20 protein-coding genes are annotated in these 26,400 nt (G+C 70.7%); 6 read left to right on the forward strand and 14 right to left on the reverse strand.

Annotated features, from left to right (window positions below):
• Positions 1-125 precede the first annotated feature (125 nt).
• Positions 126-1,607: an AAA family ATPase gene (locus C9I47_RS16980; RefSeq protein ID WP_111267807.1), complete on the forward strand. Its 1,482-nt coding sequence runs from the start codon at positions 126-128 to the stop codon at positions 1,605-1,607.
• Positions 1,608-1,629: 22 nt separating this feature from the next.
• On the opposite strand, the gene C9I47_RS16985 is transcribed toward C9I47_RS16980, so the two are convergent.
• The 8 genes from C9I47_RS16985 to C9I47_RS17030 all read right to left on the reverse strand — a co-directional run bounded on the left by C9I47_RS16985 (position 1,630) and on the right by C9I47_RS17030 (position 13,967).
• Entirely contained in the window at positions 1,630-2,313 is a 684-nt protein-coding gene (locus C9I47_RS16985; RefSeq protein ID WP_111267808.1) for an SEL1-like repeat protein, read from the reverse strand.
• 153 nt (positions 2,314-2,466) lie between these two features.
• Complete coding sequence (locus C9I47_RS17785) at positions 2,467-4,098, reverse strand: tetratricopeptide repeat protein (protein WP_190238549.1); 1,632 nt, start codon at positions 4,096-4,098, stop codon at positions 2,467-2,469.
• On the reverse strand, positions 4,095-4,811 hold the full coding sequence (locus C9I47_RS17005) for a 2OG-Fe(II) oxygenase (RefSeq protein WP_111267809.1): 717 nt from the start codon (positions 4,809-4,811) through the stop codon (positions 4,095-4,097). The genes C9I47_RS17785 and C9I47_RS17005 overlap by 4 nt, the downstream gene beginning before the upstream one ends.
• A gap of 31 nt (positions 4,812-4,842) precedes the next feature.
• Positions 4,843-6,588, reverse strand: a complete 1,746-nt coding sequence (ggt, locus tag C9I47_RS17010) for a gamma-glutamyltransferase (RefSeq protein WP_111267810.1) — start codon at positions 6,586-6,588, stop codon at positions 4,843-4,845.
• 161 nt (positions 6,589-6,749) lie between these two features.
• Positions 6,750-7,379: a tetratricopeptide repeat protein gene (locus C9I47_RS17015; protein ID WP_223250202.1), complete on the reverse strand. Its 630-nt coding sequence runs from the start codon at positions 7,377-7,379 to the stop codon at positions 6,750-6,752.
• Positions 7,380-7,497: 118 nt separating this feature from the next.
• Positions 7,498-9,906, reverse strand: coding sequence for a beta-N-acetylhexosaminidase (locus C9I47_RS17020; protein WP_111268224.1), 2,409 nt, complete (start codon positions 9,904-9,906; stop codon positions 7,498-7,500).
• Positions 9,907-10,093: 187 nt separating this feature from the next.
• Complete coding sequence (locus C9I47_RS17025; protein ID WP_111267811.1) at positions 10,094-12,838, reverse strand: TonB-dependent receptor; 2,745 nt, start codon at positions 12,836-12,838, stop codon at positions 10,094-10,096.
• A gap of 118 nt (positions 12,839-12,956) precedes the next feature.
• Entirely contained in the window at positions 12,957-13,967 is a 1,011-nt protein-coding gene (locus C9I47_RS17030) for a glucokinase (protein ID WP_111267812.1), read from the reverse strand.
• A 399-nt stretch (positions 13,968-14,366) separates the two neighbouring features.
• Here C9I47_RS17030 and C9I47_RS17035 point away from each other — a divergent pair, with 399 nt between their 5' ends.
• On the forward strand, positions 14,367-15,674 hold the full coding sequence (locus tag C9I47_RS17035; protein ID WP_111267813.1) for a sugar MFS transporter: 1,308 nt from the start codon (positions 14,367-14,369) through the stop codon (positions 15,672-15,674).
• Positions 15,675-15,747: 73 nt separating this feature from the next.
• A complete protein-coding gene (locus tag C9I47_RS17040; protein WP_111268225.1) occupies positions 15,748-16,788 on the forward strand; it encodes a LacI family DNA-binding transcriptional regulator in 1,041 nt (346 codons plus the stop codon).
• Between the two features lie 29 nt (positions 16,789-16,817).
• On the opposite strand, the gene C9I47_RS17045 is transcribed toward C9I47_RS17040, so the two are convergent.
• From C9I47_RS17045 to zwf, 5 genes are all read right to left on the reverse strand, one after another.
• Positions 16,818-17,114, reverse strand: a complete 297-nt coding sequence (locus tag C9I47_RS17045; protein WP_111267814.1) for a hypothetical protein — start codon at positions 17,112-17,114, stop codon at positions 16,818-16,820.
• Between the two features lie 340 nt (positions 17,115-17,454).
• Positions 17,455-18,099, reverse strand: a complete 645-nt coding sequence (gene eda, locus C9I47_RS17050; protein ID WP_111267815.1) for a bifunctional 4-hydroxy-2-oxoglutarate aldolase/2-dehydro-3-deoxy-phosphogluconate aldolase — start codon at positions 18,097-18,099, stop codon at positions 17,455-17,457.
• Complete coding sequence (edd, locus tag C9I47_RS17055) at positions 18,096-19,955, reverse strand: phosphogluconate dehydratase (protein ID WP_111268226.1); 1,860 nt, start codon at positions 19,953-19,955, stop codon at positions 18,096-18,098. Before edd ends, eda begins: the two co-directional genes overlap by 4 nt.
• Positions 19,956-20,121: 166 nt before the next feature.
• On the reverse strand, positions 20,122-20,895 hold the full coding sequence (gene pgl / locus C9I47_RS17060) for a 6-phosphogluconolactonase (protein ID WP_223250203.1): 774 nt from the start codon (positions 20,893-20,895) through the stop codon (positions 20,122-20,124).
• Positions 20,885-22,351, reverse strand: a complete 1,467-nt coding sequence (zwf, locus tag C9I47_RS17065; RefSeq protein WP_111267816.1) for a glucose-6-phosphate dehydrogenase — start codon at positions 22,349-22,351, stop codon at positions 20,885-20,887. The genes pgl and zwf overlap by 11 nt, the downstream gene beginning before the upstream one ends.
• A 224-nt stretch (positions 22,352-22,575) precedes the next feature.
• On the opposite strand from zwf, the gene C9I47_RS17070 reads away from it, so the two are divergent.
• The 3 genes from C9I47_RS17070 to nagA all read left to right on the forward strand — a co-directional run bounded on the left by C9I47_RS17070 (position 22,576) and on the right by nagA (position 25,671).
• Positions 22,576-23,334 carry a GntR family transcriptional regulator gene (locus tag C9I47_RS17070; protein WP_111267817.1) on the forward strand — a complete coding sequence of 253 codons (759 nt, stop codon included), beginning with the start codon at positions 22,576-22,578 and terminating at the stop codon, positions 23,332-23,334.
• Between the two features lie 67 nt (positions 23,335-23,401).
• A complete protein-coding gene (locus C9I47_RS17075; RefSeq protein ID WP_111268228.1) occupies positions 23,402-24,415 on the forward strand; it encodes an SIS domain-containing protein in 1,014 nt (337 codons plus the stop codon).
• Positions 24,416-24,537: 122 nt separating this feature from the next.
• Complete coding sequence (nagA, locus tag C9I47_RS17080) at positions 24,538-25,671, forward strand: N-acetylglucosamine-6-phosphate deacetylase (RefSeq protein WP_111267818.1); 1,134 nt, start codon at positions 24,538-24,540, stop codon at positions 25,669-25,671.
• A gap of 304 nt (positions 25,672-25,975) precedes the next feature.
• On the opposite strand, the gene C9I47_RS17085 is transcribed toward nagA, so the two are convergent.
• Positions 25,976-26,191 carry a hypothetical protein gene (locus C9I47_RS17085; protein WP_145985555.1) on the reverse strand — a complete coding sequence of 72 codons (216 nt, stop codon included), beginning with the start codon at positions 26,189-26,191 and terminating at the stop codon, positions 25,976-25,978.
• Positions 26,192-26,400 lie beyond the last annotated feature (209 nt).

A 26,400-nucleotide genomic window follows, 5' to 3' on the forward strand; every position in this document is an offset into this window, starting at 1 on the left:
GCCCATCCTCGGCCCGGCGCGGACCGCCCTCAAGTAGACGAAGGTCCGCCACCCTCCGACACCCGGGCGCAGCCGCTACGGCAGTCGGTATCATGCGCTCTGGACACGGGAGTCCCGTACGCAGCATGAGTGAATTGCAGGACCTGATCGCGCTGATCCGCGCCAACACCCCGCTGATCGTCATCGAGACCCGCGACGAGGCCCGGGTGGTCGAGCTGTTCCGGCAGGCGCTGATGCAGGTCTGGCGGGCGATGTTCCGCTGGTCGATCACCGAGGGCCTGCGCCGGATCGACATCGACCGCGAGGACCCGGCCGAATCGCCGCCGGACGTGTCCAGCACCCTGGCGACGATCCGCGAGGCCGGCCAGCGCGGCGTCTACCTGCTGTTCGACGTCCACCCCTTCCTCGGCGCGGCGATGACCCAGCGCCAGCTGCGCGAACTGATCGACCGTCGCGACAGCCAGCCGCACGTGCTGGTGATGGTCGGCCACAAGGTCGAGCTGCCGCCGGAACTGGACTCGCGCGCGGTGCGTTACCGGCCGCGACTGCCCGACGCCAACGCCCTGCTCAAGCTGGTCCGCCAGCAGGCCGAGGACTATGCCCGCGAGCACGGCGGCAAGCGGGTCGAGGCCGACGGCGAGGCGGTCAAGCAGATCGTGCGCAACCTCAACGGGCTCGACCCGGTCGATGCGCGCCGGATCGCCCGCCACCTGATCTTCCGCGACGGCGCGCTCGACGCCGACGACCTGCCGGAGCTGGCGCGGCTGAAGTTCGAGCTGCTGAACCAGAGCGGCCACCTGCATTTCGAATACGACACCGCGCGCCTGGACGACGTCGCCGGCGCGCGCCGGGTCAAGCGCTGGATCGGGCAGCGCCGCGAGGTGTTCGTCAGCGGCGTCGCCCCGCCCGGGCTGGACATCCCCAAGGGCCTGCTGCTGCTCGGCGTGCAGGGCTGCGGCAAGTCGATGATCGCCAAGGCGGTCGCGGCCGGCTTCGGAGTACCGCTGGTGCGGCTGGATTTCGGCACCCTCTACAACAAGTACCACGGCGAGACCGAGCGCAACCTGCGCGAGGCGCTGGCCGCGGCCGAGCAGCTGGCGCCCTGCGTGCTGTGGATCGACGAGATCGAGAAGGGCCTGTCCGGCGACGACAACGACGGCGGGGTGTCGCGGCGGGTGCTCGGCCACCTGCTGACCTGGATGGCCGAGCGCCGCCCGCGGGTGTTCCTGGTCGCGACCGCCAACCAGATCGACGCGCTGCCGCCGGAGTTGCTGCGCAAGGGCCGCTTCGACGAGGTGTTCTTCGTCGACCTGCCCGACGCCGCCACCCGCGAACAGCTGTTCGCGCTGCACCTGGCCCGGCGCACGCTGCGCGCGGAGGACTTCGACCTGGCCGGCCTGGTCGCCGCCAGCGACGGTTTTTCCGGCGCCGAGATCGAACAGGCGATCGTGTCGGCGATGTACGCCGCCCATGCCGCCAAGGTGCCGTTGAACGACTTCGCGTTGCGCGCCGAACTCAAGCAGACCCGGCCGTTGTCGGTGCTGATGGCCGAGCAGGTCGACGCGCTGCGCGCCTGGGCCGCCGGGCGGACGGTGCCGGCGGACTGAGCCGGTCCGGCACGACCTCGCCTCAGCGCCCGTCGGCGCTCCCGGGGTCCTCGACCTTCTCCGCCGGCAGCACGATGACCTGGCCCTCCCACTGGCGGTCCTCGGCGCGCCAATAGCGCTCCGGCTGCCAGCGCTCCCCGGCAAAGAAGTCGCGCGGGGCGACTTCGCCGCGGCTGCGCGCGAACTTGACCCGGTCCAGTGTCGCCCCGAGCCGGCTGCCGGTGACGTTCGCGCGCGCCTGCCGCAGCGCCCATTCCATCCGTGGCTGCGCGACCGCGTCGCCGTAGTCGGCATACAGGGCCGGGCCGATCTCCAGCGCGCGCCGCCGTTCTTCGGCATTCAACTGCGACCACATCTTCTCACGCACCAGCAGCAGGTCGCGGTAGCCGCGCTCGGCGGCCACATCGCTCCAGGCATAGGCCAGCGCACGGTCGCTCGCGGTGCCGACCCCGTGCCAGTACATCAGGCTCAGCGAATGCTGCGAGAACTTGTCCGCATAGCGCGCGGCCATGCGGAACTCGTCCAGCGCACGTCCGGCATCGTCGAGCTTCAGCGCGCGCAGCGCCCGTACCCGCCACAACTCGTTCAGGTGCGCCGCGGCCAGGCCTTCGGCGCGTTCCAGTTCGATGAAGCTCAGCGTCCGCACCTGCGGCACGATGGCCGCCTCCGGGCTGCTCGCGGCCTCGCTGGCAGCGGCCGGCGGCAACGGTGCTGCCAGGACGATCGCCAGGCCCGCTTCCAGGCAAATTTCCCAAACCAGGGGGCCTCGGATCAGCCGCCGCCGCATGGAGCCTCCACAATCGCCGGGGACTCCGGTTTATACCCGCCGAATGGCCAAGTCAAAGCTCCTGGCGACCGGTCATACCGCCGCCAGATCGAACGAGATGCTGATCCGTTCACCGCCGCCGCGGTACGGCAGGGTGCGGTGAAACAGGTAGGACGGGAACAGCAGCAGGTCGCCGACGCGCGGGCATTCCAGGTGCAACGAGGCCGGGTCGGGGGCCGGCAGATGGCCGTAGGGGCGGCCGAACTCGATCCAGCCGGCGTGCCCGGGATCGTCGGGACCGATCGCGTCGGGCAGGCTCACGTAGTAGGCGCCCGACAGCCACGACTCCTCGTGGATGTGGGTGTCGATATAACCGGTCTCGGCGGCCTGGGTGGCCCACACGTGCAGCACGTAGTCGCGTGGGACGTTGCGCAGGAACAGGTCGTCGGGGTCGTGCCGGCAGGCGGCGATGAAGGCGTCGATCGCCTCGCGCAGGCGCTGCTCGAAACCGACGATCGCGGCACTGCGATCGGCCAGCAGGTCGCCGCTGAGGTAGGCGTTGCGCGCGGCGAGGCCGACCGGTTCCCAGCGCTGCCGGCTGTGCTGGCGGATGTCGCCGGCCATCGCACGGTGGAAGGCGTCGGCATCGGCGAACCCCGGCGGGGTCGGCAGCGCGATCCGGCGCACGTGCCGGTGCAGCCCGAGCAGCTCGGCGGCGGCCTGCGCACCGCGTTCGATCCGGGTCGCGACGCCGAGATGGGCGATCGCGCGCTGGTCGTCGGGCGCCTGCCGCAGCGCCCGTTCCAGCGCCTCGCGGGCCGGGCCGGGGCGGCCGTCCTGCAGCAGGGCGATGCCGTGCTGGCGCCGCAGCGCGGTGCCGTCGACGCCGCGGTCGAACGCGGCCTCGTAGGTGGCGACCGCGTCCGCCGGCCGGGCATTGGTCAGCAGCTGCTCGCCGAGGATGTCGACATTGGCGGCGTCGGCCGGCGCCAGCCGTACCGCCTCGCGCGCATGCCGTTCGGCGCGGACCGGTTCGTCGAGCTTGCGCAGCAGGATCGCGGCGATGCGGTGGGCGTCGGCCGAGGCCGGCGCGAGCCGCAGCGCCTGTTCGGCGGCCTGCAGCCCCTGCTGCAACGACGGACGGTCGAAGAAGTTGCTCAGCAGCGCCGCCAGCGCGTAGTGGCCCTCGGCGGCCTGCGGATCGATCGCCAGCGCGTTGCGCGCAGCGGCGACGGCCGCTTCGTATTCGCCCAGGCGGCCACGGGTCGCGGCCAGATTGTTCCAGGCCGCCAGCCAGTCGGGACGCCGCCGGGTCGCGCCCTCGAACCCGCGCACCGCCTCGTCGAAGCGGCCGGCGCGATACGCGGCCGCGCCGAGGCGGAACCACGACCTGGGGTCGTCGGCAAGCAATTCGGTGGCGCGGCGCAGCAGCGGCAGGGCGGTATCGACCTCCTCGCTGTCGAGCAGGACGCTGCCCAGGTCCATCACCGTGCCGACGTCGTCCGGGCGCAACGCATGGGCGTGCTGCAGGGCCGCCCTGGCCTCGTCGAGCCGGCCCGACTGCAGGGCGGCGATACCGCGCATGCGCCAACCGTCGAAGCTTCCGGGCTCCAGCTCCGTCGCCCGGCGCGCGGGATCGAGCGCCTGCGGCCACCGGCCTTGCTGGAGCGCGGACCAGGCCTGCCCCAGCAGGGCCGCGAGCGCCGGCGAGGCGGGAACGCTCACGACAGCCACCAGCCGGTGATCGCCAGCCGGTCCTCGCCGGCATACGGTGCGACCAGGCTGACCGCATGGCCGGCCGGCACCGCGAACAGCGACAGGCTGTTGTAGCGCGGCAGGAAGCTGGCCTCGACGCCGCCGTCCTCGCCGACGAACTGCAGCAGGCCGCCCCAGTCCGCCTGCCAGTGCGCGGTCAGGTTCAGCACGTAGGCGTACATCCGGCCTTCGTGGCTGTCGATGTCGGTGTGGTAGCGCAGGAACTGGCCGGGCCGGTAGCGGGTGGCCTGGGCGTCGACCCGGCGCACCCGCGCATCGCCGCTGAGCGCGCGCGCGAAGGCGATGTAGGGCGGCGAGTTGAACAGCTCCAGCACCCGGTGCAGCAGCAGGTCGGGGTCGCGTCCTTCGCGATAGGCGCTGACCATCATGTAGCTGTCGTAGGCGAAGCGGAACGCGGCATTGCCCGGCTGTCCGAGCGCCGACGCCGCGGTCGCGGCATACAGGCGCCGGCGCGCGTCGTCGTCCATCGCCGCGTAGGCGGCGGCGTCGAGGGTGCGGGCCGCGCCGGCGTCCTTCAGCGCGAGTGTCCACGGCACCTCCTGCTGCAGGCACTGGCGCAGCCGTGCCGCCGCGTCCGGCTGCAGGAAATCGGCGATCTGGACCCGGCCGTCGCGGCGCAGCGCGTCGCGCCAGTGGGCGATGTCGAGGGCTTCGTTGATCATGCTGGGAACATCGGCGCCGGGACCGCTGGATTCAGTAGCCAGCCGCCTGGCCGTCCTTGCGCGACTCGCTGGCGCCGATATAGCCGCCCTCGGGATTGACCATGATCGCCTGGTAGCCGCCGTAGGGCCCGTGCGCGAAGCGCACGCTGTGGCCGCGGCGCATCAGCTCGCGCACGGTCGCATACGGGTAGCCGGTCTCCAGGTCGAGTTCGCCGCCATCGCTCATCGCCACGTTCTGCCCGGCCGGCTCGGTCGAACCGTCGTGCTGGATGCGCGGCGCGTCGCCGGCCTCCTGCAGATTCATGCCGAAGTCGATCAGGTTGATCAGGATCTGCGCATGGCCCTGCGGCTGCATGCCGCCGCCCATCACCCCGAACGACAGCCAGGGCTTGCCGTCGCGGGTGACGAAGGCCGGGATGATGGTGTGGAACGGGCGCTTGCCCGGTGCGTAGCTGTTGGGGTGGCCTTCCTTCAGCACGAACTGCTCGCCGCGGTCCTGCAGGATGAAGCCCAGCCCCGGCGGCGCCATGCCGCTGCCCATGCCGCGGTAGTTGGACTGGATCAGCGAGACCATCATCCCGTCCGGATCGGCGACGGTCATGTAGATGGTGTCGCCCTCGTCGAGCTGCGGGATCACCCCCGGCTCGGCGGCCTTCATCGCCCGCTCCATCGAGATCAGCTTGCGGCGCTCGGCGGCGTAGCCCTTGGAGACCAGCCGCTCGACCGGGGTCCGGTAGTAGTCCGGATCGGCATAGGAGGCGGCGCGGTCGGCGAAGGCCAGCTTCTTGGCCTCGGTGAACAGGTGCACGTGCTCGGGGCTGCCGAAGCCGTAGCCCTTCAGATCGTAGCCTTCGAGGATGTTGAGGATCTGCAGCGCGGCGATGCCCTGCCCGTTCGGCGGCAGCTCCCAGACGTCGTAGCCGCGGTAGTTGGTGCCGACCGGCTCGACCCACTCGCCGTGGTGCGCGGCCAGGTCGTCGTAGGACAGATAGCCGCCATTGGCCTTGAAATAGGCATCGATGCTGCGCGCGATCTCGCCCTTGTAGAACGCGTCGCGGCCGCCGTCGGCGATCTTCTGCAAGGTGTCGGCCAGATTGGGGTTGCGCCACATCTCGCCGGTGCGCGGCGCACGCCGGCCGCCGGCGCCGTCGTCGACGGTGAACTGCTCGGCGAAGCCCGGCCACTTCGACAGTACCGGCACGCTGCGGTCCCAGTAGTAGGCGATGGTCTCGTGCACCGGGTGCCCTTCGCGGGCGTAGCGGATCGCCGGCGCCAGGTCGTCGGCGATCGGGCGACGGCCGAAGCGCTCGTGCAGGGCGAACCAGCCGTCGACCGCGCCGGGCACGCTGACCGGCAACGGACCGTGCGGCGGCACCGCGCTCAGCCCGCGGCGCTGGAACTCGGCCAGGGTCAGCGATTTCGGCGAGCGGCCGGAGCCGTTGTAGCCGTACAGCTTCGAGGTCTTCGGGTCCCAGACGATCGCGAACAGGTCGCCGCCGACACCGTTGCCGGTCGGCTCCATCAGCCCGAGCGCGGCATTGGCGGCGATCGCGGCATCGACCGCGCTGCCGCCGTCCTTCATCGTGTCCAGCGCGATCTGGGTCGCCAGCGGGTGCGAGGTGGCGGCCATCGCGTGCGGAGCATAGACCTCGCTGCGGGTGGCGAAGGTCGCGCCGGTGATGCGGTCGGCGGCGACCGCCGCGAATGTCGCGGTCAACGGCAGCGCCAGCACGAGCGCGGTCAGGGCGAGGCGGGGCAAGGCGGTCGGACGTCGCATGGCGGCAGCGGGCGGCAGGGACGGAATCCCCATCCTAACGCGATGCCCCCGACGCGATACCGGGCCGCCCGGCCCGGTGACGCGCGGTGGCGGCATTTCCCGTCGCGGAAACGACAGGACCGCCGGCCGGCGGTCCTGTCGGATGGGTCCGGACCCGCGGACTACGGCCAGCTGGGCGGATTCTCGGCCCAGGCGGCGCGCACTTCATCCAGGGTCGCGCGCTCGGACTCGCGCCAGTCCGGCAGCAGCTGGGCGTAGCGCGAGCTGGTGCGCCACTGGTCGGGCTCGCTGCGCACCGCGGCGGCGTACCACTTGACCGCCTCGTCCTTGCGGTCGACCGACCACAGCGCCAGCGCCAGGGTCTGCGGCATCCAGGTCGCGGTAAGGCCGCGCGAGGTCAGCAGCGCATGCCACTGGGTCAGCGCGCCCTGGGCGTCGCCGGCGCGGTACAGGTCCCAGCCGTAGTTCCACATCACCGGCCGCCACAGCACGTTGTTCTGGCTCAGACCGTCCAGTGCGCGCTGGTACAGATTGCGGCCGATCTCGGCGCGGCCGGCCTGCATCGCCATGTGGGCAAGCTGGGCGGCCTCGGCGCGGGCGCGCGGATCGCGCTCGATGATCGCCAGCAGCTTCTGCATCGCCGGCTCGCCGGTCTCTTCGAGCACCAGGATCGGCCGGGTCGCGTGGCTGTCGGTATCGAAGTAGAACTCCGCCGGCGGCGGCATGGCCTGCGCGATGGCGGCACCGGGCACGGCCAGCAGGGCCGCGAGCAGCAAGTTTCGAGGCGTCATCCGCGTATCCCCCTGAAGCAGGCCGCGATGGTAACGCATGTCACAGGCCTGCCGTGATGCGCGGCGCGTTTCGCCCACGACCGGTTTCCCTGCTCCCGTCGTTCACATCGCCGCCGGCTCATCGCCTGTCGCCCGGCGGTTCCTGCGCCACCAGCTCGACCCGGTCGAGCACCCACATCGTCGGCCGGGTATCGCCGCTGACCCGGATGCACAGATCCTGGCGGCCGTTCGCCGCCAGCGGCGCCTCCAGCTCGAGGAAACCGTCGGTGTCCGGTTCGGCCGGCATCGGCACGCTCGCCAGCAACGCGCCGTCGCAGCCGCCGCCGTGCACCAACAGCTCGCCGTGGGCGCTGCGCGCGGGTTCGAAGCGGCGCCTGGGTTCGTCGTGGGCGAGCTGGAAGTAGTACGGAATCCGCCCCAGCCGTACCTTCAACGCAGCGATGCCGTCGAGGTCGGCGCGGTTCCACTGCCAGCACGGGTAGAAGATGGTGACGTTGAAGATCGCGCGCTCGCCCTCGACCGGACCGTCGTCCTCCAGCCGCAGCAGCAGGCTGCCCAGGTCGGGACAGGTCACCAACTGCTCATCGGTCCGGCTCAGCAGCGAGGCGGCGTCGAAGGCGAAGGTCTGCGGCTCGGCCAGCGCGCGGCCGTCGGCGAACGCGGCCGCGACCACGCTCGCCGGCAACGGCTGCCGCAGCGGCTCGCGGTACCGCGGCGAATCCGCGTCCGGCACGCTGCCGTCGGTGCTGTAGCGGATCTCGTAGTCCAGCGGGTTGGCCAGCTCGATGGTCACGGTGCCGGCGGCACGCGCGTCCTCGGCGGTGGCCAGCACCTGGAACGGCGTCCGCGCATAGGCGATGCCGAGGCGGCGATAGCGCTGCAGCTGCACCGGCAGGCGGCGGCGGAAGTCGTCCCAGTCCTTGTCCGCGGCCGGGGTCCAGCCGGTCTCGGCGACCGCGGCCAGGCGCGGGAACAGGTTGTGCTCCAGGCGCGCGTCGAAGCGGGTGTGCTCGGTCCACATGTTTGCCTGCAGGCCGAGGATGTGGCCGCGCTGTCCGGCCTCCAGCGCCTCGGGCACCGGCTCGAACGCGTACACCTCGTCGACGGTGATCGTCGCCGGCCGGCCCGGCGGCTCGTCCGGCGAATCGGTCTGCAGGTAGTCCAGGTACAGGTCCGAGGACGGCGACATCACCACATCGTGCCCCTTGCGGGCGGCCTCGATGCCGCCGTCGATGCCGCGCCAGGACATCACCGTCGCGGTTTGCGGCAGCTCCGCCTCGAGGATCTCGTCCCAGCCGATCAGGCGCTTGTCGTGGCCGGCGAGGAACTTCTCCAGCCGCTCGACCATCAGCCCCTGCATCGCCATCTCGTCGGCGACGCCGAGCTCGCGCATGTGCGCCTGCACCCGCGCCGAGGCCTGCCACTGGTCCTTGACCGCCTCGTCGCCGCCGATGTGCACGTAGGGGCCGGGGAACAGCTCGACCATCTCGGTCAGCACGTTCTCGAGGAAGACCATGGTGGCCTCCTCGGTATTGAACAGGTTCTCGAACACCCCCCACTCGCCGACCGGCCGCAGCGGGCGGGCGGTCGTGCCCAGCTCGGGATAGGCGGCGATCGCCGCGGTGGCGTGGCCGGGGATGTCCAGCTCCGGCATCACCGTGATGTGGCGCTCGGCGGCGTAGGCGACCACCTCGCGGATCTGTGCCTGGGTGTAGAAGCCGCAATAGCGAAGCTCGGCGCCGGTGGCCGGATCGATGCCGCCGTCGCCGGCCGGGACGCGGCAGGCGCCGACCTCGGTCAGCTTCGGGTAGCGCTTGATCTCGATCCGCCAGCCCTGATCGTCGGTCAGGTGCCAGTGGAAGACGTTGAGCTTGTGCAGGGCCATCGCGTCGAGCAGCTTTTTGATCTCCTCCACGCTCTGGAAGTGCCGCGCCGAGTCGAGCATGAAGCCGCGCCAGCCGAAGCGCGGCGCGTCCTCGATGCGCATCGCCGCGATCGCGATGTCCGTACCGGTTCCGGCGTCCCCGACCCGGGCCGTCGCCAGCTGCCACAGGGTGACCGCGCCATAGAACAGGCCGGCGGGGTCGCCGGCGACCACCCGCACCCCGTCGGGCCCCACATCGAGGGTGTAGGCCTCCGCCGAGGCGGCGTCGAAGTCCGGATCGATGCGGAAGTGGATCGCACCGTCCGCCGGCCCACCGACCGCGCTGTCCAGCGCCGGTCCGCCGCTGGCCTGGAGGAAATCCGCGAACTGCCGTGCCACCGTCTCGGCGTCGCCATCGGCCGCCAGTAGCGGGGTCGCGGCGGAAAGCTGGAACACGCCCTGCGCCGGTTGCAGCCGCGCCGGCTTCGGGACCAGCGCGCCGTCGGCGATGGGGGCCGCGACCGCCGCCGATGTTCCGGGCCGGGACGCGTCGCGGTCGCCGCAGGCGGCCAGCGCGATCGCCGCCGCGCCGGCAAGTGCGATGATCGGCAACCGGGTATGCGCCAGCCACCGCTGCCGCGCGTTCGATCGGGTTCGGGTCATCCGCTCGCGTCCTTCGTTCATCTGCCGTGCCGACATCTTCGGGTCAATTGGCCGTCGATGCAGCTATCGATGCAGCCGTCGCGCCGGCCGCCGGAAAGAAAGAGGCGGGCCCGCCGCATACGGGCCCGCCAGGGGTCAAACACCAACTGCTGCGCGCGATCCTTCGCGCGCCGTCACACACCGTGCATCAATAGTTGAAGCGGAAGTTCAGGTAGTACTGGCGGCCGTTGGAGTACATCGCGTAGGGCAGCACGCCGACCGCGCTTTCGGTGTAGTAGGAGTAGGTCGGGTCGTTGAGGTTCAAGCCGTCCAGGCTCAGCGACATCGCGTCGTTGATCTTCCAGCCGAACGAGGCCGAGAGGGTGCCGAAGTCGTCCTGGTAGAACGCGTCGGTGCGGCTCACGCCGGCATAGAAGGCCTCGCGGAAGGTGTACGCCACGCGCGCGCTGAACCTGTCGTTCTCGAAATACGCCGACAGGTTGTAGGTATTGCGCGAAGCGCCGTTGAGCGGCTTGCCATCGTCGGTCTCGCCGTCGGCGAAGGTGTAGTTGGCGGAGACGCCGAACCATTCGCCGATCGGCTGCTGGTAGGTGATCTCATAGCCCTTCAGGGTGCCGTCGGTGTTGACCGGGACCGAGACCAGGTAGTCGGAATAGACGTCCATGCCGGCGTCCTGGCTGGCCTGCTGGTCCTTGTACTGGATGGTCTGGTTGCCGAAGGTGATGTAGTCCTTCAGGTCCATGTGGAACACGCTGAAGGCCAGCAGCGCGCGCGGCGCGAAGTACCACTCGATCGAACCGTCCAGGTTGGTCGACAACAGCGGGTCGAGCTTGGGGTTGCCGCCGCTGCCGGTGTGGGTCAGATCGTCCAGCGACAGCGAACCGGCCAGCGCCGAGTAGTCCGGGCGGGTCATCGTCCGCGACGCGGCGAAGCGCAGGATCAGGTCGTCGCGCAGGTCGAACTTGACGTTGGCGCTGGGCAGCAGCTTGCTGTAGTCGTTGCTCTCGCTGACCGGCAGGTAGTCGCCGAACGCCGAACCGGTGATCGCGCCCGGGACCCCGGAACCGATCGGCAGCGCCTGGGTGTAGCTGATGTCGCTGTCGGTCCTGACATAGCGCAGACCGACGTTGCCGCTCCAGCCGTCGCCGTCGAAGTTGGCCTGGATGTAGGCCGCGGCGTTCTTCTCCTCGACTCCGTAGACATCGGAGAAGTAGAAGCGCTCGGGATAATTGCGGTTGGCGAAGTCGGCGTTGATCTGGGCCAGCTGCTCAGGCGTGTAGTACCAGATGCCGCCGGGGAAGTGGCCGCCCAGCCCGTTGCCGAAGTCGCCCGGATAACGTCCGCCGGTGGTCGGGTAGTTGGCGATGTTGGTCCAGTCGGTGGCCCAGTTCGGGCCCTGGGCGATCTCGTAGTCGTTGCTGCGCTCGTGCTCGGCGTAGCGCAGACCGAAGTCCAGCGAGGCGAGGATGCCGTCGGTGCGGAATAGCGAACCGTCGACCGCGAACCAGTCCTCCTTGTCGAGCACGTCGATGCCCTGGCCGCCGAAGATCCAGCCGAAGTCCGGACGGTGGGTCGACGCGGTGTTGTTGCCGCCCAGGTTCCAGTCGATCGCGTTGTCGATGCCGTGCATCGACCAGCTGGCGCCGCCGTTCGGGGCGATGCCGGTCTCCAGCACGTCCTGGGTCTCGCTGCGGCCGTTGCCCTTGGTGGTGCCGGCCTGGAAGCTGAATTCCAGGTTGTCGGTCGCCTTCCAGTCGGCGTTCAGGGTCAGGTACTTGGACTCCGAGCTGGCGTCCGGACGCGAGATCATGTCGTAGACGCCGTAGGGCACGACGTTGTTCGGGTCGTTCACCGCCGGATAGACCGCGTGCGTCAGCACGCCGTTCTTGATCACGTAGCCCGGCTCCGGTGCGCGTGAGTTGGCGAACTGGCTGGTCCACATCATGTAGTTGCGGTTGTAGTTGTCGGCCTCCAGCTTGGAGTAGAAGCCGCTCAGCCCCAGCTCGAGGTTGTCGTTGGGGCGGAACTGCACGTCGATCACGCCACCCTTGCGCTCGCGCTCCTGCTCGAACAGCACCGCGCCCAGCAGGTTCGGGTACAGCACGCCTGCAAGGTCGGGATTGGTGGCCAGCACCGGCGTGGTCGCCGGATCGCGGCCGATCTGGCCGTAGCCGCCGACCACTTCCTGGCCGTCGCGGCGCAGGTGGCGCTTCTGGTAGAAGGCCTGCACCAGCACGCCGAGGTTGTCGGCGTCGTTCTTCCAGTTCAGCAGCGCGCTGACCTGCGGGTCGCTCTCGCCGGCGAGATCGGAATGCACCGCGCCAACCGAGCCGCTGATGGTCAACGGATCGGCGTACTGCAGCGGCTTGCGGGTGATGATGTCGACCGAGCCGGCGCTGCCGCCCTCGACCAGCTTGGCCTCGGAGGACTTGTGCACGACCACCTGGTCGACGATCTCGGCCGGGAACAGCGAGTAGCTGACGCTGCGGCCGACGTTGGCGACCTGGCTGAGCACGAACCAGTCGCCGGTACCGACGTTGTGGCCGTTGACCAGGGTCTGGGTCAGGCTCGGGTTGGTGCCGCGCAGGCTGACCCGGTCGGCCTCGTCGAAGCCGCCTTCGCTGGCGCTGGACGAGCTGATGTTCACGCCCGGCAGCTGCTGCAGCGCGTCGGCGACGTTCTTGGCCGGCAGCTTGCCGATGTCCTCGGCGCTGACCGCCTCGACATGGGTCGCGGCCTCGCGCTTGGTGTCGAGCGATTTCTCCAGGCTGCCACGGATGCCGACCACCACGATCGCGTCCAGATCGGTCGCGTCGTCGTCGGCGGGGACGGCGTCCTGGGCGAACGCGGCGCCGCTGAAGCTCAGCGCGGCGAGGATGCTCGCCGACAACAGGGTTCTACGTAGTTGGGTGTTGCGAAGTGCAATGGCCATTTCTCTCTCCCTCGGGTCGTATCCGGCGGTCCGGCCCTTTCTGCGCAGGGCTCGTTCCGCCTGATTCATCAGGCCCGCCGACGCGGTAGGCGGCGGCGGTACGGTTCAGGCGATCGGTTCAGTCGACATCTGCGTGCTCCAGGTACCAGTTGGCGGCGCCGATCACGCCGAGCCGGTCGTTCTCGATCAGGCGCACCGGCAGCCGCTCCAGCACCGGCCGCATCGCGCCCTTGTCGCGCAGCCGCGCCAGGAACCGGCTGTCGGCGAGGAAATCCTTCAGCTGCGGCACGATGCCGCCGGCGATGAACACCGCCTTGGCGCTGCTGACCAGGGCGAGGTCGCCGATCACGCTGCCGAGCAGGCCGCAGAAGGTCAGCACCGCCTCGCGCGCGGTCGCGTCGCCGGCGCGGGCGGCGGCGCTGATCGCGGCCGGGTCGGCGCTCGCCGCTTCGCGGCCGTCGAGCGCGCACAGCGCCCGGTACAGGTTGGCCAGGCCGGGGCCGGACACCAGGTTCTCGGTCGGCAGGTGTCCGTTGCGGCGCTGCAGCCAGCGCAGGATCTCGATCTCGCGCGCCGAGCCCGGCGCGAACGCGGCGTGGCCGGCCTCGGTCGGCAGCACCACGGTGCCGCCACGGTGCGGCACCCGCACCGCCGCGCCCAGGCCGGTACCCGGCCCCACCACCAGCACCGGGCCGGCCTCGCCGACGGCCACGTCCGGGGTCAGCAGGGTCGACTCGGCCGGGTCCATGCACTGCGCGGCATGAGCGGCGGCCTGGAAGTCGTTGATGAAATGCACGTGCTGCAGGCCCAGGGCCTCGCGCAGGTCGGCGCCGGACACCCGCCAGCTGAGGTTGGCGTTGACCACCACGTCGTCGAGCATCACCCCGGCGCAGGCGATCGCGACGCTGTGCAGATCGCCGCCGCCGGGCATCCGGGCGATGAAGTCGGCCAGGATCGCGGCCAGGTCCGGGTAGTCGGCGCAGACGTACTTGCGATGCGCCAGCACCGCGATCGGCGACTCGCCCGGACCGCCGGCGCGGACCAGGCCGACGCGGGTATGGGTACCGCCGACATCGGCCGCGATGAAGCGGGCCCGGGCGCCGGACACCTGGCGCTGGGCGACGGTCATGCCGTTGCCCCCTGCGCATGGATACACACACCGCAGGTCGACGCGCGCATCGCACGCAGCAGCCACGACCTGTCCAGACACTCCCCTTCCATCCTGCCTCCGTCGGTCCCCACCGATTGGGTCGGCCGAGACTGCAACGCTATTGACAACGATGTCAAGAGGCGCGACAAAAAACCCTCGATCCGCCCGAAATAGCGTCACAAACCGGCGGATTTGCTGCATCGCAACAGCCAAAACAGCGCGCGAAATGGCGCTGTATCAAGGTTTTATCTATTCACTGGCCTGCCGGACAAAGTTGTGACACCGTGCGGTCAACGCCTGCCGCCACCCACCCGGGTCGCGCGCAACCATGGCTTACTGCCGGCGCCATGCCGGTCGAATCGGAGGGGAGTCCGTTCCATGTCGTCCACCACGCCCGCAACACCCGCCGTCGCCGGCAACGCCCCCGCGCGCAGCCAGCTGGGCTCGATCGCGATCGTCGGCCTGCTGTTCTTCATGTTCGGCTTCGTGACCTGGCTCAACGGACCGCTGATCGGCTTCGCCAAGCTCGCCTTCGACGTCAGCGAATCGGCCGCGTTCCTGATTCCGTTCGCGTTCTACATCTCCTACTTCTTCCTCGCCCTGCCCTCGTCGCTGATCCTGAAGAGGACCGGCATGAAGAAGGGCATGGCGCTGGGCCTGTTCGCGATGGCGATCGGCGCGGTGGTGTTCGGCCAGTTCACCACCCAGCGCTACTACCCCGGCGCGGTGACCGGCATCTTCGTGATCGGCACCGGCCTGGCGATCCTGCAGACTGCGGTGAACCCGTACATCTCCATCCTCGGCCCGATCGAGAGCGCGGCCCAGCGGATCGCGGTGATGGGCATCTGCAACAAGCTCGCCGGCATCCTCGCGCCGCTGGTGCTGGGCGCATTGGTGCTGCATGGAATGGGCGACCTCGCCGCCCAGGTCGCGGCCGCCGACCCGGCCGGCAAGGAGGCGCTGCTCAACGAGTTCGCCTCGCGCATCCACGACCCGTACATGGCGATGGCCGGACTGATGGCGGTGATCGCGGTCGGCATCCTGTTCTCGCCGCTGCCGGAAATCCGCGCCGAGGAGGCCAATGCCGAGTCCCGCGGCGGCGGCCGCAGCCTGTTCCAGTACCCGCACCTGTGGCTGGGCGCGGCCTGCCTGTTCGCCTACGTCGGCGTGGAGGTGATGGCCGGCGACGCGATCGGCGTCTACGGCGAGTCGCTGGGCCTGCCGCTGGACCACACCAAGTTCTTCACCTCGCTGACCCTCGGCGGCATGCTCGCCGGCTACCTGGTCGGCCTGGTCACGATCCCGCGCTTCATCTCGCAGGAGCGCTACCTGTCGGTGTCGGCGGTGCTGGGCGTGGCGTTCACGATCGGCGCCTTCCTGACCCGCGGCTACGTGTCGGTCGGCTTCGTCGCCCTGCTGGGCTTCGCCAACGCGATGATGTGGCCGGCGATCTTCCCGCTGGCGATCCGTGGCCTGGGCCGGCTGACCGAGTACGGCTCGGCGATCATGATCATGGGCATCGCCGGCGGCGCGGTGATCCCGCAGTTGTTCGCCCACTTCAAGCAGAGCCACGACTTCCAGTGGGTGTTCCTGCTGCTGATGGTGCCGTGCTACCTGTACATCCTGTTCTTCGCCACCCGCGGCTATCGTGCCGGCCAGGCCCCCGCCAGCCAGGGACGGGATTGAGCCGGGTGCTCGATGCTTGCGCGCCGCCGCCGCGGGGTTACGCTAGCAGGCCGATGACATGACCGAGGTGGCGGTGCGCCGACCCACGATCAAAGACGTCGCCGAGCGTGCCGAGGTCTCGCTGAAGACCGTCTCGCGGGTGATCAACGACGAGCCGGGCGTTCGCGCCCGCACCCGCGAACGGGTCAACCAGGCGATCGCCGAACTCGGCTACCGGCCCGACCCGTCCGCGCGCAGCCTGCGCAGCGCCCAGCCCTACGCGCTGGGCGTGGTCTACGACAACCCGAACCCGTACTACATCATCGCGGTGCAGAACGGGGTGCTGTCGGCCTGCCGCGAGACCGGCTACGGCCTGCAGATCCATCCCTGCGACGCCTCCTCGCCGGTGCTGGCCGCCGACCTGATCGACCTGGTCCAGGGCGCGCGCCTGGCCGGCCTGGTGCTGGCACCGCCGATGTCCGAGCAGATGCCGCTGGTCAACGAGCTGGTCGAACAGGGCATCCGCCTGGTGCGGATCGTGTCCGCGGCCGCCGACCCGCACGACGGCGCGCCCTGCGTCTGGGTCGACGACCACGACGCCGCCTACGACATCACCGAACACCTGATCCAGCTCGGCCATCAGCGCATCGGCTTCCTCTGGGGCGGCACGTCCCACCGTTCCAGTTGGGAGCGCTACAAGGGCTATGCCAAGGCACTGGCCGACTACGGCATCGTCGAGGACGAGAACCTGGTGCTGCCGGGCGACTATTCCTTCGACGACGGTTTCCGCGGCGCCCGCCGCCTGCTGGCGCTGCCGGAGCCGCCGACCGCGATCTTCGGCAGCAACGACGAGATCGCCGCCGGGGTGCTGGCGGCGGCACGTTCGAGCGGACTCAACGTCCCCTACGACCTGTCGATCGCCGGCTTCGAGGACAGCCCGTTCTCCAAGCAGTCGTGGCCGCCGCTGACCACCGCCAGCCAGGCCACCGAGGCGATCGCCCGCCACGCCGCCTACCGGCTGATCGCCGAGCTGCGCCGCGACGCCCATCCGCAGGCCGACGCCCCGGCCAACGAGGGCTTCAGCCCGGTGCTGGTGGTGCGCGGCTCGACCGCGCCACCACGCCCGCGCGACTGAGCGACGCGCCCGCGGCACCACCTGGGCGCTCAGGCCTGGTCGTCGCCCCGATCGCGGCGCGGTCGCATCCGCCACCAGGCCAGCATTGCGGCAACCGCCGGAATGCCGAACACCATCAGCAGGTACGGCAGCTCGTCGGAGACGCTGTAGCCGGCCTCGATCACGCCGACGCCCATGTTGACCAGGGCCGCGACCAGCCAGACCGGAATGAACCACAGCGCCGCGCGCCGGGTCGCACCGGGCGCCCGCAACGCCCACAGGCGTCCGGTCAACAGAAACAGGCCCAGTACCGCCAGCCCGGCCAGGACCATCAGGATCGTGTGCATGGGCGCTCCCCGTATCGGCTGTCTGTCTGCCGATAATGCAGTCCGCGCGTGCAGGAGGTGTAGCGGTGCGATATCCGGGCGCCCACCGCAGGAGCGGCGTACGCCGCGAAGCGCCTCCATGGGATGGCCCGGGATCGCGGCTTACGCCGCTCCTACAGGGGATACAGGCGCGTCACCCAGCCCCCTGAGTCAGGGGGCGATTCGCGCCACAGGCGTGAATGGGGGTGTGGAAGCGCAACGGCGGGGCCCATGGTTTGCGAAGCAAACTCTGGGGATTCCCGGGCGCAGCCCGGGGATCGCATCGCGGCTTACGCCGCTCCTACAAGAGCGTTCATGGGCCTCAACCGGCGCGCAGGGCGGCCGCTTCGCGGGCGAGCCGCTCGATGCCGGCCCAGTCGCCGGCGGCCATCCGCTTGGCCGGGGTGACCCAGGAGCCGCCGACGCAGGCGACGTTCGGGGTCGCCAGGTAGTCGCCGGCGTTGCCCAGGCCGATGCCGCCGGTCGCGCAGAAGCGGATCTCCGGCAGCGGGCCGTGCAGGCTGCGCAACAGGGCGGTACCGCCGGCGGCCTCGGCCGGAAAGAACTTCTGGAAACCGAAGCCGTGCTCGGCCAGGGTCATTGCCTCCGACGCGGTCGCCGCGCCGGGCAGCCAGCCGACCGCGTGACCGCGCGCGGCGGCGATCAGGTCGGGGCTGGCGCCGGGCGAGACCGCGAAGCGCGCGCCGGCCTCGGCCGAGGCGTCCAGGTCGGCCGGACGGCGTACGGTGCCGGTGCCGACGATCGCGTCGGGGACTTCCTCGGCGATCGCCCTCACCGCCTCCAGCGCGGCACCGGTGCGCAGGGTGACCTCGATCACCGGCAGGCCGCCGGCGACCAGGGCGCGCGCCAGCGGCACCGCGTGGGCCGGGTCCTCGATGACGACCACCGGGATCACCGGGGCCAGGTGCAACAGGCTTTCAATCGACACGGTCTCTATCAGGGTCATGACGGGATTTCGCTCTCGCGGGTGGGCGCCGCGCCGGCATCGAAGGCGCTGGCGCCGCGGGTGGCCGGGCCGGCGACGCGGCGGAACAGCTCGAACAGCTCGCGGCCCATGCCGCTGTGGTGGGCGGCCAGATCGGCATCGGCGGGGTCGCGGCCCTCGAAGTCCGCCGCGTCGACCAGCGCCTGCAAGGTGCCGGCGACGGCATCGACGCGGACCACGTCGCCGTCGCGCAGCCGCGCCAGCGGACCGCCGCAGGCGGCTTCGGGACTGACGTGGATCGCCGCCGGTACCTGCCCCGACGCGCCGGACATGCGGCCGTCGGTGACCAGAGCGACACGGTGGCCGCGCTTCTGCAGCACGCTCAGGGTCGGGGTCAGCTGGTGCAGCTCGGGCATGCCGTTGGCCTGCGGGCCCTGGAAGCGCACCACCACCACCACGTCGCGGTCGAGCTCGCCGCGCTCGAAGGCCTGCTTGACCTCCTCCTGCTCGCTGAAGATCCGGCATGGCGCTTCGATGACCTGGCGGTCGTCGGGCACCGCCGAGACCTTGATCGCACCGGTGCCGAGGTTGCCGCGCAGCACCCTCAGGCCACCGTCGCGGCGGAACGGATCGGCGACCGGGCGCAGCACCGCGAGATCGCCACTGATCTGTGCGGCCGGCGCATGGACGAGATCGCCGGCCTCGTCGAGGCGGGCCTCGACCCGGTAGCGCTGCAGGCCGGGACCGGCGACGGTCTCGACGTCGCCGTGCAGCAGGCCGGCATCGAGCAGCTCGCCGATCATGAAGGCGAGGCCGCCGGCGGCGTGGAAGTGGTTCACGTCGGCGCTGCCGTTGGGGTAGACCCGCGCCAGCAGCGGCACCACCGCCGACAGCGCGTCGAAGTCCTCCAGCCGCAGCTCGATGCCGGCGGCGGCGGCGATCGCGACGATGTGCAGCAGGTGGTTGGTCGAGCCGCCGGTCGCGTGCAGGCCGATCACGCCGTTGACGATCGCGCGCTCGTCGACGATCCGCCCGATCGGCCGGTAGTCCTCGCCCAGCGCGGTGATCGCGGCGGCACGGCGCGCCGCCTCGGCGGTCAGCGCATCGCGCAGCGGGGTGTTGGGATTGACGAAGCTGGCGCCCGGCAGGTGCAGGCCCATGATCTCCATCAGCATCTGGTTGGAGTTGGCGGTGCCGTAGAAAGTGCAGGTACCCGGCGCGTGGTAGCTGGCCGCCTCGGCCTCGAGCAGTTCCTCGCGGGTCGCCTTGCCCTCGGCGTAGCGCTGGCGCACCCGCGACTTCTCGTCGTTGGGGATGCCCGAGGGCATCGGCCCGGCCGGCACGAAGATCGCCGGCAGATGGCCGAAGCTCAGCGCGCCGATCATCAGGCCCGGCACGATCTTGTCGCACACGCCCAGGTACAGCCCGGCATCGAACATGTCGTGCGACAGCGCGACCGCCGTCGACAGCGCGATCACGTCGCGCGAGAACAGGCTCAGCTCCATGCCGTCGCGGCCCTGGGTGACGCCGTCGCACATCGCCGGCACTCCGCCGGCGACCTGGGCGGTGGCGCCGACGCCGCGGGCGGCGTTCTTGATCAGGAACGGGAAGCGCTCGAACGGCTGGTGCGCCGACAGCATGTCGTTGTAGGCGCTGACGATGCCGATGTTCGGCGAGGCGCCGCCGCGCAGCGCGTCCTTGTCGTTCGGACCGCAGGCGGCGAAGCCGTGGGCGAGGTTGCCGCAGGACAGTCGGGCGCGATGCGGGCCGCGTCCGGCGGCGCCGTCGATGCGCGCCAGGTAGGCGGCGCGCGAATCGCGGCTGCGCTCGCGGATGCGTTCGGTGACTTCGGCGACGATCGGATTCAGTGGGCTCATCATGGTCTCTTGGGTGTTGCTTGAGTCGCGCGCTCTTGCTTGCCTGGCGCCCCTGGTCTTCGTAGGACTTGCTTGCCTGGAAGCGGCATAAGCCGCGATCGGGTTGGCCGGCAAAGCCTCATCGCGGCTTACGCCGCTCCTACGGGATTGTTGCGACCGGACGGCGCTACGGACACCAGTACAGCTCCGGCGGATTCGGCGCGCCGGCCAGCACCGCGCGCACCGGCAGCGGCGAGCGCGGGTCCATCGCGGCGGCGTCGAGCACCGCCCGCTTCTTCGCACCCTCGATGTGCAGATACAGCGAAGGCGCGGTGAAGATCGCGCTCAGGGTCAGGGTCATCCGCGGCTCCGGCGCGTTGGCGGTGCGCACCGCCAGCGCCGGCGCGCGGCCGCGCGGGTCCAGCCCGATCTCGCGCAGGCCGGGACGGTCCGCGCCCAGGTCCGGGAACAGCGAAGCCACGTGGCCGTCCTCGCCCATCCCCAGCACCACCACGTCCAGCGGCAGCGCCTCGTGGGCGATGCGCCCCAGTACCGGCAGCAGCGCCGCTTCGGGGCTCGGCGCCGGCCGGTACAGGGGCAGGAAACGCGCACTCGCCGCCGCGCCCTGCAACAGGGTCTCGCGCAGCAGGCGCTCGTTGGAGCGCTCGTGGCGCGGGTGCACCCAGCGGTCGTCGACCGGCAGCACGGTCACGTGCGGCCAGTCCACGGTCTGTTTCGACAGCTCGGTCAGGAACGCGCGCGGGGTCGAGCCGCCGGACAAGGCGATGCGGGCGCTGCCGCGGCGCGCGATCGCACCGCGCAGGTCGGCGGCGACCGCCCGGGCCAGGGCCGCGGCCAGTTCGGCGCCGTCGGCGAATTCATGTGCATGCATCGGCAATGGCATCGGTTCGATCACCCTCAGTCCGGCTCCGGTTTCGGCGCCCATGGCGTTACTGCGCATCCTCATGCCAGGTCCTCCCGTCGCGTTCGATCAGCGCCACCGCGGCGCTGGGGCCCCAGCCGCCGGCGGTGTACGGCTTGGGCGCATCGTGGCCGGCCTCCCAGGCGGCGCGGATCGGGTCGATCCACTGCCAGGCGGCGTCGACCTCGTCGCGGCGCATGAACAGCATCGGGTTGCCGCGCACCACGTCCATCAGCAGGCGCTCGTAGGCGTCGGGCTGGCGGCCGCCGAAGGTCTCGGCGAAGCTCAGGTCCATCGCCACCTCGCGCATGCGCATGCCGCCCGGCCCCGGCACCTTGTTCATCAGCCACAGCTTCACGCCCTCGTCGGGCTGCAGCCGGATCACCAGTTTGTTCGGCGCCAGCGGACTGGCACTGCCGTCGGCGGGGTCGCCGAAGATCGAGTGCGGGACGCGGCGGAAGGTCACCACGATCTCGCTCATGCGCTCGGCCAGGCGCTTGCCGGTGCGCAGGTAGAACGGCACCCCGGCCCAGCGCCAGTTCTGCACCTCGGCCTTGATCGCGACGAAGGTCTCGGTGTGCGAGGGCCCGCCCAGCTCGTCCAGGTAGCCCGGCACCGCCTGGCCGTCGACCGCGCCGGCGCGGTACTGGCCGCGCACGGTCATCTGGGAGGCGTTGCCGTTGCCGATCGGGCGCAGCGCGCGCAGCACCTTCAGCTTCTCGTCGCGGATCGCGTCGGCGGCGAGCGAGGCCGGCGGCTCCATCGCCACCAGGCACAACAGCTGCAACAGGTGGTTCTGGACCATGTCGCGCAGCGCGCCGGACTTGTCGTAGTAGGCGGCGCGGCCCTCGACGCCGACGGTCTCGGCGACGGTGATCTGCACGTGGTCGATGTGCTCGGCCTTCCACAGCGGTTCGAACAGCGCGTTGCCGAAGCGCAGCGCGGTCAGGTTCTGCACCGTCTCCTTGCCCAGGTAGTGGTCGATGCGGAATACCTGCGACTCCTCGAACACCCGGCCCAGCGCCTCGTTGATCACCTGCGCGCTGGCGCCGTCCTTGCCGATCGGCTTTTCCACCACCACCCGGGTGCCGCCGCCGGCCAGTCCGACCGAAGCCAGGCGGTCGGCGACGTTGGCGAACAACGACGGGCCGACCGCGAGGTAGAACACCCGCACCCGGTCCGGGCCGTGGCCGATCTCCTCGGCGAACGCCGGCCAGCCGTCCTCGCTGGCGAGGTCGAGCTGGCGGTAGTGCAACAGGGCCAGGAAGGCGTCGACCGCTTCGGCCACGCGCGGATCGGCGGCGGCGATGCCGGCGACCGCCTCGCGCACCCGCCCGCGGTACGCCTCATCGCTGCGGGCGTCGCGGGCGACGCCGTAGATGCGCGTGCCGGTGCCGATCTGGCCGTCGACGAAGCGGTGCAGCAGCGCCGGCAGCAGCTTGCGCATGGCCAGGTCGCCGGTGCCGCCGAAGATCACCAGGTCGAACGGGGCCATCGGGACAACCGGAACGGGGGGCGAGGCGTGCAGGGTCATGTTCGGGCTCGTGGGGTGCCGCCGCGCGGGCGGACCGACTGGTCTGGTGATGGTCATGGAATCTGTCGTGCGATCGACAATACCACTGCGATACCAATCCAGCAAATCCGGCCTGGAAACGCCCTTCACAAGCCAGAGCAGGGGCTTTGTTGCCCCAACTGGTTTGTTACTGGTATCTTTCAGGTATGCAGGACTATCTGCTCAACGAATACCAGCGCCAGGTCGCCGCGCGTCGCGCGCCGGCCTACCAGCACCTGCGCCGGACCCTCCAGCACGCGATCGAGAACGGCTCGCTGACCGCTGGCCAGGCCCTGCCGGGCGAGCGCGAACTGGCGCGCCTGCTGGCGCTGTCGCGGGTGACCGTGCGCAAGGCGATCGCCGGCCTGGTCGCCGACGGCCTGGTGACCCAGCGCCAGGGCGCCGGCACCTTCGTCGCCGAGCGCATCGTCAAGTCGTTCTCGGCGCTGACCAGCTTCACCGACGACCTGCGCGCGCGCGGGCTGGACCCGCGTTCGGAGTTCCTGGAGCGCGGCACCGGCGAGGTCACCCCCGAGGAGGCGATGGCGTTGAACCTCTCCCCCGGGGCCCAGGTGATCCGCTACTACCGGCTGCGCACCGCCGGCGGCTCCGGCGAAAACCGTACCGCGCTGGCGCTGGAGCGCACGGTGGTGCCGGCCGAGGTGCTGTCCGACCCGGCCCTGGTCGAGAATTCGCTGTACGCCGCCTTCGACAAGCTCGGCCTGCGCCCGGTGCGCGCGCTGCAACGGTTGCGCGCGATCGCCTTCGACGCCGAGCAGGCGCGGCTGATGCGCCTGCCCGAGGGCAGCCCGGGACTGTTCATCGAACGCCGCACCTTCCTCGACGACGGCCGCGTCGCCGAGTTCACCCGGTCCTTCTACCGCGGCGATGCCTACGACTTCGTCGCCGAACTGCATACGGAGTGATGCCTTGAACGCCGCCGCCGATCCGACCGCCCTGTCCGCCCGGCCGCTGCGCGCCGAGGACACCCTGATGTTCGCCGAGGCCGCCGAGACCGCCGACGCGGTCGCGCGCCAGTTCGCCGCCAACGCCGACACCCTCGATGCCCTGGCCGAACGCCTGCGCGCCGATCCGCCGCGCTTCATCGTCACCTGCGCGCGCGGCAGTTCCGACCACGCCGCGACCTACGGCAAGTACCTGTTCGAGACCACCCTGGGCCTGGTCACCGCCTCGGCCTCGCCGTCGATCGGCTCGGTCTACGCGATCCGGCCGAAGATGGAGGGCGCGCTGTTCGTGGCGATCTCGCAGTCGGGCAAGAGTCCGGACCTGCTGCGCAACGCCGAGATCGCCAAGGCCGCCGGTGCCCACGTGGTCGCCCTGGTCAACGTCGCCGACTCGCCGCTGGCGACGCTGGCCGACACCGTGGTGCCGCTGCACGCCGGCCCCGAACGCAGCGTCGCCGCGACCAAGAGCTATCTGTGCTCGCTGGCCGCACTGTTGCAGCTGACCGCGCGCTGGAGCGGCGATACGGCCCTGCGCGAGGCCGAACGCGGCCTGCCCGCGGCGCTGCGCCAGGCCTGGGCGCAGGACTGGTCGGCGCTGGTCGACGGCCTCCGGGACGCGCGCAACCTGTTCGTACTCGGTCGCGGGCTGGGCCTGGGCGCGGCCCAGGAAGCCGCGCTCAAGTTCAAGGAAACCAGCGGCCTGCACGCGGAGGCGTTCTCCTCGGCCGAGGTCAAGCACGGTCCGATGGCGATCGTCGGCCCCGGCTTCCCGGTGCTGGCCTTCGCCCAGGACGACGACACCGGCGCCGGCACCGCCGCGGTCGCCGAAGAGTTCCGCGGTCGTGGCGCGCCGGTGTGGCTGGCCGCGCCCGGCCAGGCCGCCGGCGACGGGCACCTGCCGCTGGCCGCCTCGCCGCATCCGGCGGTGACCCCGCTGCTGACCGTGCAGTCGTTCTACCGCGCGGTGAACGCCCTGGCGGTCGCGCGCGGCCACAATCCCGACCTGCCGCCGCATCTGAACAAGGTCACCGAGACGGTCTGAAGCCATTGGACACGTGGGAGCGGCGTAAGCCGCGACCGGGCCTTCCCATGAAAGCCATATCGCGGCTTACGCCGCTCCTACAGGTCGCTTCTGCGTACGACACTCACCACGACGACACCGCCATGTCCACCCTCGCCTTCCACAACGGTCCGATCCTCACCGAACGCGGATTCGCCGACGGCCTGTGCGTGATCGTCGAAGACGGCCGGATCGCCGCGATCCTGCCGGGCGGCGCCCCTCGTGGCAGCGAGGCGGTCGACCTGCGGGGCCGGCACCTGGTGCCGGGCTTCATCGACACCCAGGTCAACGGCGGCGGCGACGTGCTGTTGAACGACACACCGACCGTCGACGGCGTGCGCCGGATCGCCGAAGCGCACCGGCGTTTCGGCACCACCGGCATGTTGCCGACCCTGATCAGCGACGACGTGGCGGTGATGGTCGAGGCGATCGCCGCGGTGCGCGGGGCGATCCAGGCCGGCGTCCCGGGGATACTCGGCATCCACCTGGAAGGCCCGTACCTGGCCGAGGCGCGCAAGGGCGTGCACGACCCGGAAAAGTTCCATACTCCCGACCCGGCCGAACTCGACCGGATCGCCTCGCTCGACAACGGCCGTACCGTGCTGACCGTGGCCCCGGAACGCTTCGACGCGGCCACCCTGCGCGCACTGAGCGCGCGCGGGGTGATCCTCAGCGCCGGCCACACCGCCGCCGACTACGCGACGATGCGCGCCGGCCTGGACGCCGGCATCCGCGGCGTGACCCACCTGTTCAACGCGATGACGCCGATGAACAGCCGCGAGCCCGGCGGCGTCGGCGCCGCGCTCGACGACCCCAACGCCTGGTGCGGGCTGATCGTCGACGGCCACCACGTCCACGACGCCAGCCTGCGGATCGCGATCGCCGCCCGTCCGCGCGGCAAGATGATCCTGGTCACCGACGCGATGCCCCCGGTCGGCGGCGAACGCGACACCTTCGAGCTCTACGGCGAGACCATGACCTGCCGCGACGGCCTGTGCAGCACCGCCGACGGCACCCTCGCCGGCTCCGCGCTGGACATGGCCAGCGCCGTACGCAACACGGTCAGACGCCTCGGCCTGCCGCTGGACGAGGCCTGCCGGATGGCCTCGCAATACCCGGCCGATTTCCTCGGCCTCGATGCCGACCACGGCCGCATCGCGGTCGGCTGTCGCGCCGACCTGGCGATGCTGGACGACGACATCACCGTGCAGGGCACCTGGATCGGCGGCCAGGCCTGAACGCCACCGGACGCACCTCTTCGTAGGAGCGGCGAGAGCCCCGATCCCCGGGCCGCGCCCGGGAATCCCCAAAGTTCGCTGCGCAAAGCATGGGCCCCGCCGTTGCGCTTCCACACCCCCATTCGCGCCTGCGATGCGAATCACCCGCTGACTCAGGGGGATGGGTTCATGGCGAAGGCAAATGCTCTTCGTAGGAGCGGCGTAAGCCGCGATGGAGCTTTCATGGGAAGGCCGGTCGCGGCTTACGCCGCTCCTACGGTCCCCTACAGACCCCACGCCTCTGCGACCTTCGCCGACATCGCGGCTACCGGCCCAGACTGGCCCGGTGCTCCCATTTCAAACTCAACCACAGGCCGACCAGGCCGACCGGCACGATCAGGATCCAGCACACAGGTTCTTCAGGAATCAGCGTATAGATGCCCCAGCACACCCCGAAGGTGATCGCCAACCCCAGATAGAGCCGCCATTGCAGCAGCAGGTCGCCCAGATCGAACAGGTCATCGAGAGCCATACGTTCCATGTCATCAACGGGGTATCGGATCCGATCCTAGCCGAACAACAACCCGGACACGGCTCCCGTAGGAGCAGCGTAAGCCGCGATCCCCGGGCGGCGCCCGGAAATCCCCAAAGTTTGCTGCGCAAACCATGGGCCCCGCCGTTGCGCTTCCACTCCCCCATTCGCGCCTGCGGCACGAATCGCCCCCTGACTCAGGGGGATGGGTTCATGGC

This window comes from Marilutibacter maris, assembly GCF_003233695.1.
In the GTDB taxonomy this organism is placed as follows: Bacteria; Pseudomonadota; Gammaproteobacteria; order Xanthomonadales; family Xanthomonadaceae; genus Marilutibacter; species Marilutibacter maris.